The organism is Pseudomonas sp. 2822-17 (genome assembly GCF_002742485.1).
GTDB lineage: Bacteria > Pseudomonadota > Gammaproteobacteria > Pseudomonadales > Pseudomonadaceae > Aquipseudomonas > Aquipseudomonas cyclaminis.
The window spans coordinates 1-232 of record NZ_LJRZ01000950.1; the positions used below are offsets into that span (position 1 = coordinate 1).

Annotated in this window: 1 protein-coding gene; it reads right to left on the reverse strand. The window is 35.8% G+C overall.

The window, feature by feature from the left end:
• A partial coding sequence (locus AOA60_RS31900; protein WP_143522615.1) for a GNAT family N-acetyltransferase occupies window positions 1–232 on the reverse strand: 232 nt, incomplete at both ends.

Consider the following 232-nt stretch of genomic DNA (forward strand, 5'->3'; position numbering starts at 1 on the left):
ATCAAAAGACTTTCCATATTGATACATATAATCTCTCAAAATACCTTCTCTTTGAAAACCCATTTTGGAGAGCAATTGATTGGATGCTTGATTTTCAATAAAGACAACGGCACCAATTCTATTCAAGTCTAGACCTTCAAATCCATAGGAAATGACCTCTTTAACCGCTTCCGAAGTATAACCTTTCCTCCAAAAATCGGGATGAATCTCATAACCAATCTCAGCTCTTCTA